The sequence below is a fragment of the Shinella sp. NM-101 genome (assembly GCF_021401195.1).
Lineage (GTDB): Bacteria > Pseudomonadota > Alphaproteobacteria > Rhizobiales > Rhizobiaceae > Shinella.
In genome coordinates this window covers 156,686-169,000 of record NZ_JACBFT010000002.1, presented here as the reverse complement: position 1 = coordinate 169,000, position 12,315 = coordinate 156,686, and the positions used below count along the sequence as shown (strand labels likewise).

Sequence of the window (12,315 nt, the reverse complement as noted above, 5' to 3'; positions counted from 1 at the left end):
TTTGCTAACCATCAGGAACTGCAAAGTTTTCTTAACCGCAATTTTTAAGCGGCGTGGAAGGGGGTGCGCCTATTCTCCCCCACAGAGGACGCAAAGTCCCGATGAGAAGACCGGACACGGCTCTCAAGGAAAACAAGGGCGAAAGACATGCTGAATACCGTTTCCAAGCCGGCTTGGGCCGACACCACGCTCCGGCTCGATCCCAGGCGCTTTCCGCAGCAGGTGACCTTTGAGCTGCGCACGGAGGGAACCGACGCCACGATCACCCTCGACGAGCGCGGCGCCGTGCTGCGCAAGGTCCTCCCCTCCAGTGGCCTGCCGCTCTCCATCGCGCTGCCGGCCCGCGCCTTCAAGGGCGTTGCCGCCCGCGCCATCGACCACGGCAACGGCGACGTGACGGTTACGCTGGAACTGCATCACGACGATCCGGACCTGTGCATCCCGCTTCTGGTGGCGCACGATCTGTGCGACATCGCCGCCGACTGGCGAAGCTGGGCCGACGCCTACCGCATCCCCATGCTGATGGTGGAAGCCGACGGCATCGCCCGCCCGCTCGACGACAGCCTGACCGTCGGCAGCCGCCCCGCCAGGCAGCGCCGCCGCCACTCCTATTTCGCGGACCGCCGCCCGCGCTTCCTCGTGCGCCGCACGACGGGCAAGCTCGGCGTCCAGATGAAGATCGACGGCCGGGAAATCATCGCCCGCCGTTGAGCCTGCGATGAACGTCTGACCTCGGAAAGCCGGCCGTCCCTGCGGCCGGCTTTTCCGCGTCCGGCTCAGGCGAAGGGAATGGCAATCGCCAGCGCGAGGAAGATGGCAAAGCCGACGACGTGGTTGAACTTGAACAGCGCGAGGCACTGCACCGGATCGTCGATGTCGAGCGACCGGATCTGCCAGGCGAGCATCAGCGCGGCTGCGGCAAGGCCGAGCCAGGCGATCACGCCGACGCCGGCAAGCCAGAAGGACAGCGCGATGAGCGCCACCGTCAGGCCGTAGAGGCCGATTAGCCATTGCCGCGTCTTTTCGCCGAACAGGCGCGCGGTGGAGCGCACGCCGATCAGTGCGTCGTCCTCCTTGTCCTGGTGGGCGTAGATCGTGTCGTAGCCGATGGTCCAGGCGATGGCGGCGATGTAGAGCGCGACCGGCGCCAGCGCGAGCGTGCCGAACGCCGCCGCCCAGCCCATCAGCGCCCCCCAGGAAAAGGCCATGCCGAGGAAGAACTGCGGCCAGTCGGTGAAGCGCTTGGCGAAGGGATAGATCGCGACGATCAGCAGCGAGGCGACGCCGAGCCCGATGGAGAAGAGATTAAACTGCAGGAGGACGACAAGGCCGGCGAGCGCCTGCAGAGCGAGGAAAATTTTCGCCTGGCGGCGCGTGATGCGGCCCGACGGCAGCGGGCGCGAGCGGGTGCGCGCCACGGCCTGGTCGATATCGTGGTCGACGAGGTCGTTATAGGTGCAGCCGGCCCCGCGCATGGCGACCGAACCGATGAAGAACAGGAAGAGATGCAAGAGGAACCGCGGCCAGTCGAAGCTGCCGGCCGCCGCCCCGACATTGGCCGCCAGCGCCGCCGACCAGAAGCAGGGCCACATCAGGAGCTGCCAGCCGATCGGCCGGTCCCAGCGGGCAAGCTGCGCATAGGGCCAGGCCCCGCGCGGCAGGACGCGGTAGACCCAGTTGTCGGAAGGCGCGTCGGAGACGCGGCCGGAATCGGAAGGGGTGCTGATCATGCACCTAGATCGCAAGCGGCCACGCGCGGGTCAAGCCGGCGCGCGGGTCGCGGAGGCGATTCGGTTCGGCGAGAAGGCGTCGTGGCAGATCCGGGCCTGCCCCTCATGCCGCTACCGGCCCTTGACCTTTCGGCCCCGTCCCCTTAACCCGCCAGCAACAAGCATCAGGTCGAGGGTACGGGCATGAAGGTTCTGTTGATCGGATCGGGCGGACGCGAGCACGCCCTTGCCTGGAAACTCGCGCAATCCCCCCTTCTCGGCACGCTCTACGCCGCACCCGGCAATCCCGGCATCGCCGAATGCGCGACGCTGGTCTCCCTCGACGTCGAGGACCATGCCGCCGTCTCGGCCTTCTGCCGTCAGAACGGCGTCTCCTTCGTCGTCGTCGGCCCCGAGGCGCCGCTGGTCGCCGGCCTTGCCGACGTGCTGCGCGCCGACGGCATCGCCGTCTTCGGCCCCTCGGCCGCCGCCGCCCGGCTCGAGGGCTCCAAGGGCTTCACCAAGGACCTGTGCGCCAAGTACGACATCCCGACCGGCGCCTATCGACGCTTCACAGACGCCGCCTCCGCCAGGGCCTATATCGAGGCCGAGGGCGCCCCGATCGTCATCAAGGCGGACGGGCTTGCCGCCGGCAAGGGCGTGACCGTCGCCATGACGCTCGACGAGGCGCTCGCCGCCGTCGACGACTGCTTCGACGGCGCCTTCGGCGCGGCCGGTGCGGAAGTGGTCGTGGAAGCCTTCCTCGACGGCGAGGAGGCGAGCTTCTTCTGCCTGTGCGACGGCGTGAACGCGCTGCCGCTCGCCTCCGCACAGGATCACAAGCGCGTCGGCGACGGCGATACCGGCCCGAACACCGGCGGCATGGGCGCCTATTCGCCGGCGCCCGTCATGACGCCCGGCATGGTCGAGCGCACGATGAGGGAGATCATCGAGCCGACGATCCGCGGCATGGCGGCGGACGGCCATCCCTTCCAGGGCGTCCTCTTCGCCGGCCTGATGATCACCGTCAAGGGTCCCGAGCTCATCGAGTACAACGTGCGTTTCGGCGATCCGGAATGCCAGGTACTGATGATGCGGCTCGAAAGCGACCTCCTGCCGATCCTGCACGCCGCCGCGGTCGGCCGGCTCGACAAGGTGACGGCCGCGTGGCGCGATGCGCCGGCCCTCACCGTCGTCATGGCCTCGAAGGGTTATCCGGGCGCTTACGAAAAGAACACGCCGATCCTTTCGCTGCCGGCCGACGACGCCGCCACCAAAGTGTTCCATGCCGGCACGGCCCTGAAGGACGGCAAGCTGGTCGCGACCGGCGGGCGCGTGCTGAACGTCACCGCCGTGGCGCCGACGGTCGGCGAGGCGCAAAGAGCGGCCTATGCGGCGCTCGACCGGGTGGTATGGGACAACGGCTTCTGCCGCCGCGACATCGGCTGGCGCGCCGTGGCCCGCGAAAAGGCCTGACCGCAGCCGGCGAAAAACGCCGTTTGCTCAAATTTTACCATTTCCCCTGACGGGACCGTAACCGACGGGCGTTAGTCTTCTCCCAACGATGAGGGAGTTCCGTCGATGCGTAGCCTGCTGCCGACCATTGCTTTCATGCTTCTCGCCGCCCCGGCCCTTGCGGATTCGATCCATCCCGTCGCCGGCACCACCTCGGCCGGCAGTATCGAGGCGATACGCTGCGACGACTGCCCGGCGCTGAAGCCGAAGCTGAAAGCCGCGACATACCATGTCGACGCCATCGCCCCCGGCACGCAGAAGGTGGAGATCCGGGAAGAGAACGGCGAGCGCAAGATCTACCGGACGGAGGCCTGGATGGGCGGGTCCCCCGTGCTCTTCGTCAGCAAGGCGGTGCCCGGAACGGTCGAAGCCGCCACCGCGGAAAAAGCCGAGGACGGCAACGCGGTCACCGTCGATGCGGGCGCCAAGACCAGCGCGCTCGGCGAGAGCGCGGTGCAGGACGCCCGGACGGCCGCGATGGCGTCTTCACGGGAGTTTGATCCGGCAACGTTTGAACTCCGGCTCAACTGAGCCCATATTGAGAGGCCCTGCCTCTCAGTCCCTCCAGGCTGACAGGAATCCGCGAAAGCGGACGTTTGCGCCCCTGACCTCAAGCAGGGGCGCACGCGTATCAGCCGGTCTCCCCCATGTCGCCGACGAGCCGGTCGACCTCGCGGTCCGAATAGACGGCGATGCCGTTTCGCCGCAGCAGGGCCGCCGTCACGCCCTGTCCGGCATGGCGCGCGCCGGAGAAACTGCCGTCATAGACGAAACCGGAACCGCAGGACGGGCTGCCGTCGATCAGCAGCGCGTGCCGGCAGCCGTTCTCGCGCGCCACGGCGAGCGCAATGCGCGCGCCCTCGATATAGGCGGCCGAGACGTCACCGCCGGAAATCTCCAGCACGCGTGCCCGTCCGTCGAGCACGTCGTCGCCGTCGAGGCCGTTCTCGATCTCCGCGGGCGGCCGCGGCACCTGGAAGCCGCCGGCAAGCTCCGGGCACAGCGTCACCAGCCGTCCCTCGGCCTTCCAGCGCTCGACGGCCGGATGCATGAGCGGCTTTGCCGATCCGTTGTAGCGGACCGGCAGGCCCGCAAGGCAGGCGCTGATGAGGATCCTGCCGGCCATCAGCGCCCGTCCCTCACCCCGCGATCCGGGAGAAGTCGGCGACCGTCCCGGTCGCCGCGCGAATGGCGGCAAGCAGCGCGAGGCGGTTGGCGCGGATGGCCGGGTCCTCGTCGTTGACGAGGACGTCGTTGAAGAACCGGTCGACCGGCGCGCGAAGCGTCGACAGCGCCGCCATCGCGGAGCGGAAGTCTTCCTTCGCGACGGCAGCGGCGGCATCCTTCGAAGCCGCGTCCACCGCGGCGTGAAGCGTCTTCTCCGCGTCGAGCAGCAGGAGGCCGGCCGAGACCGCGCCCTCGACGACGGTGCCCTTCTTTTCCTCCGCCGCAAGAAGCTGCGTCGCGCGCCGGGTGCCGGAAAGAAGGTTCTGGCCGTCTTCGGAGGTGATGAACGCCGTCAGCGCTTCCACGCGGCGGGCGACCATTAGCAAATCGTCGGCCTCCGGCGTCAGCACCGCATCGATGAGATCGTGGCGCGCACCCATGTCGCGAAGATAGACCTTGAGCCGGTCGTGGAAGAAGGCGATGAGGTCCGGGTCCTTCACGACCGAGAGAAGCGGCAGGCGGATGTTCTTTTCGAGCAGCATGCGAATGACGCCGAGCGCGGCGCGGCGCAGCGCATAGGGGTCCTTCGAGCCGGTCGGCTTCTCGTCGATGGCCCAGAAGCCGATCAGCGTGTCGAGCTTGTCGGCGAGCGCCACGGTGAGGCCCACCTTGCCGGCCGGCACGCGGTCGGAGGGCCCCTGCGGCTTGTAGTGGTCCTCGATCGCCTCGGCGACGGCGGCGTCCTCGCCCTGCAGAGCCGCATATTTGCGGCCCATGATGCCCTGCAGTTCGGGGAATTCGCCGACGGCTTCCGTGCGAAGGTCCGCCTTCGCAAGCACCACGGCGCGGTCGACGAGGGCGGCATCGGCGCCGGTGACCTTGGCAAGCTCGGCGGCAAGCCGGCGAATGCGCGCGACGCGCTCGCCCTGCGTTCCGAGTTTCGCATGGAAGGTGACGTCGAGCGCATCGAGCTTGGCCATGCGCTGGTCGAGCGGCTTTCCAAGATCGAGGCTGAATTTCTCGGCCGACGCCTTCAGCGTGCCGAGATCCGGCAGGTCGCCCTGGTCGCGCAGCCAGAAATGCTTGGCATCGGAAAGGCGCGCGCGCACCACCTTGCCGTTGCCATGCACGATCTCCCGGCCGCCGTCCTTCGCCTCGATGTTGGAGACGAGGACGAAATGGTTGGACAGCGTGTCGCCACCCGGCTTGCGGGTGACGAAACACTTCTGGTTGGTCTTGATGGTCAGGCGGATGATCTCGGAGGGGATCGCCAGGAACTCCTCCTCGAACGTGCCCATCAGCACCTGCGGCCATTCGACGAGGCCGCAGACCTCCTCCAGCAGGCCCTCGTCCTCGACCAGTTCGAGGCCGCTCGCAAAAGCGGTGTTGTTGGCGTCCGTCGCGATGATCTGCTTGCGGCGCTCGGCGTCGAGCACCACCTTCGCCTTCTCCAGATTGGCGACATAGTCCTCGAAACGGCGCACGGTGATGGCCTCGGGCGCATGGAAGCGGTGGCCGTAGGTGACGTTGCCCGCGACGATGCCGTCGACCTCGAAGGGCACGACGCGCGTCTCCTCGGTCTCCGAGCCGAAGGTGCAGAGGATCGATTGCAGCGGGCGCACCCAGCGCAGCGCGCCCGGCCTTGCCGACGCCGCGCCCCAGCGCATCGACTTCGGCCAGGGGAAGTTGCGCACGATGCCCGGCATCGCCTCGGCGATGATCTCGTCGGCGGGACGGCCCGGCTTGACGATATGGGCAACGTAGAAATCGCCCTTCTTCGGATCGCTGTGCACATGCGCTTCGGAAATCGAGGAAAGGCCGGCGCCGCGCAGGAAGCCTTCGATGGCCTTCTCGTTCGCATCCGTGCGCGGGCCCCTGCGCTCCTCGCGGATGTCGGCCGAGCGGGCATTGAGGCCGCGGATGTCGAGCGTCAGCCGGCGCGGCGTCCAGTATTCGCGCGCGCCCTCATAGGTCAGGCCCGCCTCGACCAGCGCATCGGTGACGAGCTTTTTCAGGTCGCCGGCCGCCTTGCGCTGCATGCGGGCGGGGATTTCCTCGGAGCGGAGTTCAAGCAGCAGATCGGGCATGTCAACTTTCCTCACCCTTCCCTGCGGGGAAGGGTCGGCACACGGTGCCGGTATGGGGTGAAAATCGTCGCCTCTGCTAGCAAAGTTAGGCGGTGCTGTACAACGGCAAATATGCCGTCCGGCCCGCGCAGGCGCGGGTCAATGGCCGCTGGCGGCGACCTCGTGGCTGGGTTCGGCGGCGGCGTGCTCGCCCTCGGCGGCATGGCCGCCTTCCTCCTTGGCCTCGCCATGGCCGGACTTCGCCGTCTCGGTCGCGTTCGGATCGATGCAATCCTCGCGGTCCTTCATGGAGGTGACGATGGTCTTGATCTCGTCGAGCGAGAGTTCCTTGCGCTCGCCGTAGAACTCGCCGTTGGCGGCCGGCGAGCCGTCCGTGTAGCGGGCGACGAAGGGTGCCGTCATGCCCGGAACGGCGGCAGGATCGCGGGCGAACAGCACTTCGGCGCCAATGGCCCGGCCGCGCATGTCGGCCCTGTATTCGGGGCCGGCGGCGTCGACGAGGATCACCTGGTAGAGATCGGCCTCCTCGGCGTTTGAAACGGCGCCGGCGATGCGCAGCGCCGTCTTGATGCGCACCTCGCCGTCCTTGGCGTCCGAGCGGACATATCTGCGCAGCCAATGCTGGCCGTCCTGCTCGAGGCGCACGGTCGTCACCGTCGTGCAGGCCGCGCCGGAGACCTTTTCCGACGAAGGCCCCAGAAGCACGTCGCGCCCGACAAAGATCGCCGCGGCGCCCGAGGCACCGGTCAGGACCATGACACCGGCAGCGATGATCAGAAGCTTCCGGGACAGGCGGAACGAGGTCGGCAGGAACTTCACGGGCGTGAAACTTCTCTTTGAACGCAGAACAGGGAGCGCGCCGAGATCGCGCGAACATACCGCACTCTAACTGCCGGGCGTTTCGGAAGTTTTAAACGGAACGTTCGATTTCAATCCGTTTTTGCGAATGATTTGCAATTGCGTTGACAGACTTCAAAACAGCCCTATAGTTTATTGCAACTCATTCGCAAAAGCAGATCAGGAAAGCCGATGATCCTCCGCTCCCTTGCCGCCCTCCTCTTAAGCCTGCCGCTCCTGTCGGCCGCCCCGGCCCTCGCCCAGGAAAAGGCCAAGGTGGTGACGACCTTCACCATCATCGCCGACATCGCGGCGAATGTGGCGGGCGATGCGGCCACGGTGGAATCGATCACCAAGCCTGGCGCGGAGATCCACAACTACCAGCCGACGCCGCGCGACATCCTCAAGGCGCAGGACGCCAGGCTCGTCCTGTGGAACGGCCTCAACCTCGAACTCTGGTTCGAGAAGTTCCTCGCCAATCTCGGCGACGTACCGAACGTCACGGTCAGCGACGGCGTTACGCCGATGAGCATCGTGGATGGCCCCTACGAGGGCAAGCCGAACCCGCATGCCTGGATGTCGCCGGACAATGCGCTGATCTATGTCGAGAACATCCGCAAGGCGCTCGGCGCGCTCGACCCGGCCAACGCCGCGACCTACGACGCCAACGCCAAGGCCTATGGCGAGAAGATCAAAGCTCTGGGCGAAGAGATGAAGGCCAAGATCGGCGCGCTGCCGGAGGAAAAGCGCTGGCTCGTCACCAGCGAGGGCGCCTTCTCCTATCTCGCCCGCGATTTCGGCCTCAAGGAGCTCTTCCTCTGGCCGATCAACGCCGACCAGCAGGGCACGCCCAAGCAGGTGAAGGCGGTGATCGACGCGGTGCGCGAGCACAATATCCATGTCGTCTTCAGCGAAAGCACCGTTTCCGCCGACCCGGCCAGGCAGGTGGCGGCAGAAACCGGCGCGACCTATGGCGGCGTCCTCTATGTCGACTCGCTGAGCGAGGCGGACGGCCCCGTGCCGACCTACCTCGACCTCCTGCGCGTGACCTCCGAGACCATCGTGAAAGGCCTTTCGCAATGATGATGGGCGGCAAGCCGAAGACGGTCGCGGGTATTATCGCCGAGGACGTGACCGTCACCTACCGCAACGGTCTCACGGCGCTGCGCCATGCCAGCTTCTCGGTGCCGAAGGGCACGATCACCGCGCTGGTCGGCGTCAACGGCGCGGGCAAGTCCACGCTCTTCAAGGCCATCATGGGCTTCGTGCCCGTCGCCACCGGCAAGGTGACGATCCTCGGCCTTTCCGTGCGTGAGGCACTCAAGAAGAACCTCGTCGCCTATGTGCCGCAGGCCGAGGAGGTCGACTGGACCTTCCCCGTGCTCGTCGAGGACGTGGTGATGATGGGCCGCTACGGCCACATGAACTGGCTGCGCATCCCGACGAAGCGCGACCACGAGATGGTCGACGAGGCGCTCTCGCGCGTCAACATGGCCGGCTACCGCAAGCGCCAGATCGGCGAACTCTCGGGCGGGCAGAGGAAGCGCGTCTTCCTCGCCCGGGCGCTGGCGCAGGAGGGGCAGGTGATCCTGCTCGACGAGCCCTTCACCGGGGTCGACGTCAACACCGAGGAACAGATCATCGAGCTGCTCGGCAAGCTGCGCGATGAAGGCCGCGTCATGCTCGTCTCCACCCACAATCTCGGCAGCGTGCCCGACTTCTGCGACCGCACGGTCTTCGTCAAGGGCACGGTCATCGCCTCCGGCCCGACGGCGGAGACCTTCACCGAGGCCAATCTGGAGCGCGCCTTTGGCGGCGTGCTGCGCCACTTCATCCTTGGCGGACGCGATCTCCACGACGATGAGGATCGGCGCTCGATCAAGGTCATCACCGACGACGAGCGCCCCTTCGTCATATACAGTGAGGAGGAGAAGCGGTGATCGACGCGCTGCTGGAACCCTTCACCTACGGCTACATGGTCAACGCCATGTGGGTGAGCGCGCTGGTCGGCTGCATCTGCGGCTTCCTCTCCGCCTACCTGATGCTCAAGGGCTGGTCGCTGATCGGCGACGCGCTCTCCCATTCCATCGTGCCGGGTGTCGCCGGCGCCTATATGCTGGGCCTGCCCTTCGCGGCCGGCGCCTTCCTGTCCGGCGGACTCGCCGCCGCCGCCATGCTCTTCCTCAACCGCCAGACTCAGCTCAAGGAAGACGCGATCATCGGCATGATCTTCTCCTCCTTCTTCGGCCTCGGCCTCTTCATGGTCTCGCTCTCGCCGACGCCGGTGAACATCCAGACCATCGTGCTCGGCAACATCCTTGCCGTGACGCGCGAGGATACGATCCAGCTCGCGATCATCGGCGCCGTCACGCTGGTCGTCCTCATCGTGAAATGGAAGGACCTGATGGTGACGTTCTTCGACGAAAACCATGCCCGCTCCATCGGCCTCAACCCGTCGGGCCTGAAGATCCTGTTCTTCACCCTCCTCAGCGCCTCGACGGTCGCGGCCATGCAGACGGTCGGCGCCTTCCTCGTCGTCGCCATGGTGGTGACGCCGGGCGCGACCGCCTATCTCCTCACCGACCGCTTCCAGCGCCTCATCGTCATCGCCGCCGCGCTCGGGGCCGGCACGAGCCTTTTCGGCGCCTATCTCTCCTATTTCCTCGACGGCGCGACCGGCGGCATCATCGTCGTGCTGCAGACGGCGATCTTCCTCCTCGCCTTCGTCTTCGCCCCGAAGCACGGCATCATCGCCGCCCGCCGCAGGGGAAGGCGGGCGCTTGAGGCCCCGGAGGCCGGCACGCCATGAACGAAACGCTTGAACTCGCCCTCCTGCCCTTCCAGCTCGCCTTCATGCAGAATGCCTTCCTGGTGACGCTGATCATATCCGTGCCGATGGCGCTGCTCTCCTGCTACCTCGTGCTGAAGGGGTGGTCGCTGATGGGCGACGCGGTCTCCCATGCGGTCCTTCCCGGCGTCGTCATCGCCTATGTCCTGGGCCTGCCCTTCGCGGCCGGCGCCTTCGTCGCGGGCCTCTTCTGCGCGCTCGCCGCCGGCTATCTCAAGGACAACAGTCGGGTGAAGGAGGACACGATCCTCGGCATCGTCTTTTCCGGCATGTTCGCGCTCGGCGTCGTGCTCTATGTGAAGATCCAGCCGGACATCCACCTCGACCATATCCTCTTCGGCGACATGCTCGGCATTAGCACCGCCGACCTCCTGGAGACGACGGCCATCGCCAGCGCCTCGGCGGCCTTCATTCTTCTCTTCCGCAAGGACCTCCTAGTGCAGGCCTTCGACCGGCAGCACGCCTCGGCCATCGGCCTGCCGGTGAAGCTGCTGCATTACGGCCTGCTCGCCGTGCTCTCTCTCGTCGTGGTCGGCGCGCTGAAGGCGGTCGGCATCATCCTCGCGGTCGCCATGCTGGTCGCGCCCGGCGCCATCGCAGCCCTTCTCACCCGCCGCTTTCCGAGCATGCTGATGGTCGCCGTCGCTGTTGCGCTCGGCGCCTCCTTCCTCGGCATCTGGCTGAGCTTCATGATCGACAGCGCGCCGGCCCCGACCATCGTGCTGCTGATGTCCATCCTCTTCGTCTTCGCCTTCCTGCGGCGCATGCTGGAAAGCCGCAGGCCCGCGCAGGAGACCTGAACGGGCCGCGCCACACTCGGTCGACAGCCGTCGGGTTTCCGTCTATCGTCCGCCGCGACCGGCCTGCTTCGGCCGCAACGATCGACAAACGGCAACGGGACGGCATGGCGCATATCGGTATCGTCGGCGGCGGCCTCATCGGCTGCGCCACAGCGCTCAATCTCATGGAACAGGGCCACAGCGTCACGATCCTCGAGCGGGATGCGGGCGGCCTGCCGGCCTCGGTCGGCAATGCGGGCATCCTGGCGACACCCGAGATCGATCCGCTCGCCCGGCCGGACATGCTGCTGTCCGTGCCGAAATGGCTGCTCGATCCGCTCGGTCCGCTCACCGTGCGCTGGCAGGACCTGCCGGCGCTCGCGCCCTGGCTCATCCGCTTCCTGCTGTCGGCCCGCCCCGGCAGGGCGGCGGCAAGCCGCGCGGCCATGCTCTATCTCATGCGGACCGCGGAGGCCGACCATGTGCGGCTCGGCGAATTCGCCGGCATCTCCGGCCACATCCGCGACACCGGCGCGCTGACGGTCTTCGACAGCCTTCCGGCCCGCGACAAGGCTTTCGCCCACGAGGCGGAGAACGCCGTGCTGATCGGCTGCAATGTCGAGAGCCTCGATGCGGAGGAAGCGCGCCGCCGCGTGCCGGCCCTGCAGGGCGCCTTTGCCGGCGCGATCTTCAGCGACGGCTACAAGACCTTCGAATATCCGCTGACCTTCCTGCGCCGGCTGCAGGCTTCGCTGCGCGAGCGCGCGACGCTTCTCGACGCCACGGTCTCCTCGGTGGCGCAGGCGCAGGGCGGCATCCTCGTGCGCACGGAAGGCGGCCGGGAATTCACCTTCGACAGGCTGGCGATCACATCGGGCGTCTGGTCGCGCCGTTTCGTCGCCGATCTCGGGCTGAAGGTGCTGCTGGAAACCGAGCGCGGCTACAACACGACCTTCATGAACCCTTCGACCATGCTGGAAATGCCGGTCTTCTTCTCCGAGCACGGCTTCGTCGCCACGCCCTTCGAAAATGCCCTGCGCATCGGCGGCGCGGTGGAGCTCGCTTCGCCCGACGCGCCCGCCAACTACAAGCGCGCCGCCGCCATGCGCCGCAAGATGCGCCGCTACGTGCCCGACCTCCAGGAAGAGGGCGGCACGGAGTGGATGGGCCGGCGCCCCTCGACGCCCGATACGCTGCCGGTCATCGGCCTGCATCCCCGCGATCCGCGCATCGCCTTCGCCTTCGGCCACGGCCATCTCGGCCTGACGCTCGCGGCGACGACCGGCCGCCACGTCGCACGCCTCCTTTCCGGCGAGGACGATGGCGCGCTCGCCCCCTTCTCCATCGCCCGATTCCAGTAGACGCGCGATCTC

The 12,315-nt window shown here is 67.1% G+C and carries 12 protein-coding genes; 8 read left to right on the top strand and 4 right to left on the bottom strand.

What is annotated here, in order from left to right; translation table 11 throughout:
* Window positions 1-147 precede the first annotated feature (147 nt).
* Window positions 148-711 carry a DUF6101 family protein gene (locus tag L0976_RS04655; RefSeq protein WP_234186334.1) on the top strand — a complete coding sequence of 188 codons (564 nt, stop codon included), beginning with the start codon at window positions 148-150 and terminating at the stop codon, window positions 709-711.
* Window positions 712-776: 65 nt separating this feature from the next.
* Here the strand turns inward: L0976_RS04655 and ubiA are convergent, their stop codons facing one another.
* Window positions 777-1,730: a 4-hydroxybenzoate octaprenyltransferase gene (gene ubiA, locus L0976_RS04650; protein ID WP_234186333.1), complete on the bottom strand. Its 954-nt coding sequence runs from the start codon at window positions 1,728-1,730 to the stop codon at window positions 777-779.
* Between the two features lie 183 nt (window positions 1,731-1,913).
* On the opposite strand from ubiA, the gene purD reads away from it, so the two are divergent.
* Both purD and L0976_RS04640 read left to right on the top strand, forming a co-directional pair.
* The gene (purD, locus tag L0976_RS04645; protein ID WP_234186332.1) at window positions 1,914-3,185 is read left to right on the top strand and encodes a phosphoribosylamine--glycine ligase; all 1,272 of its coding nucleotides are present in this window, start codon (window positions 1,914-1,916) and stop codon (window positions 3,183-3,185) included.
* A 105-nt stretch (window positions 3,186-3,290) separates the two neighbouring features.
* A complete protein-coding gene (locus L0976_RS04640; protein WP_234186331.1) occupies window positions 3,291-3,755 on the top strand; it encodes a plant virulence effector HPE1-like domain-containing protein in 465 nt (154 codons plus the stop codon).
* A 100-nt stretch (window positions 3,756-3,855) separates the two neighbouring features.
* Here the strand turns inward: L0976_RS04640 and L0976_RS04635 are convergent, their stop codons facing one another.
* The 3 genes from L0976_RS04635 to L0976_RS04625 all read right to left on the bottom strand — a co-directional run bounded on the left by L0976_RS04635 (window position 3,856) and on the right by L0976_RS04625 (window position 7,297).
* Window positions 3,856-4,350 (bottom strand): DUF523 domain-containing protein, encoded by a 495-nt coding sequence (locus tag L0976_RS04635; RefSeq protein ID WP_234186330.1) that lies wholly within the window; start codon window positions 4,348-4,350, stop codon window positions 3,856-3,858.
* Window positions 4,351-4,363: 13 nt separating this feature from the next.
* Window positions 4,364-6,478 (bottom strand): glycine--tRNA ligase subunit beta, encoded by a 2,115-nt coding sequence (gene glyS, locus L0976_RS04630; RefSeq protein WP_234186329.1) that lies wholly within the window; start codon window positions 6,476-6,478, stop codon window positions 4,364-4,366.
* Window positions 6,479-6,616: 138 nt separating this feature from the next.
* Window positions 6,617-7,297 (bottom strand): hypothetical protein, encoded by a 681-nt coding sequence (locus L0976_RS04625; protein WP_234186328.1) that lies wholly within the window; start codon window positions 7,295-7,297, stop codon window positions 6,617-6,619.
* Window positions 7,298-7,507: 210 nt separating this feature from the next.
* Here L0976_RS04625 and L0976_RS04620 point away from each other — a divergent pair, with 210 nt between their 5' ends.
* The 5 genes from L0976_RS04620 (at window position 7,508) to L0976_RS04600 (ending at window position 12,303) form a co-directional block, all read left to right on the top strand.
* Window positions 7,508-8,398 (top strand): metal ABC transporter substrate-binding protein, encoded by an 891-nt coding sequence (locus tag L0976_RS04620; RefSeq protein WP_234186327.1) that lies wholly within the window; start codon window positions 7,508-7,510, stop codon window positions 8,396-8,398.
* The gene (locus tag L0976_RS04615) at window positions 8,395-9,255 is read left to right on the top strand and encodes a manganese/iron ABC transporter ATP-binding protein (protein WP_370576938.1); all 861 of its coding nucleotides are present in this window, start codon (window positions 8,395-8,397) and stop codon (window positions 9,253-9,255) included. Before L0976_RS04620 ends, L0976_RS04615 begins: the two co-directional genes overlap by 4 nt.
* Window positions 9,252-10,124 carry a metal ABC transporter permease gene (locus L0976_RS04610; protein WP_370643577.1) on the top strand — a complete coding sequence of 291 codons (873 nt, stop codon included), beginning with the start codon at window positions 9,252-9,254 and terminating at the stop codon, window positions 10,122-10,124. Before L0976_RS04615 ends, L0976_RS04610 begins: the two co-directional genes overlap by 4 nt.
* Window positions 10,121-10,963 carry a metal ABC transporter permease gene (locus tag L0976_RS04605; RefSeq protein ID WP_234186326.1) on the top strand — a complete coding sequence of 281 codons (843 nt, stop codon included), beginning with the start codon at window positions 10,121-10,123 and terminating at the stop codon, window positions 10,961-10,963. The genes L0976_RS04610 and L0976_RS04605 overlap by 4 nt, the downstream gene beginning before the upstream one ends.
* Window positions 10,964-11,067: 104 nt before the next feature.
* Entirely contained in the window at window positions 11,068-12,303 is a 1,236-nt protein-coding gene (locus L0976_RS04600; protein ID WP_234186325.1) for an FAD-binding oxidoreductase, read from the top strand.
* The last annotated feature ends 12 nt before the right edge of the window (window positions 12,304-12,315 follow it).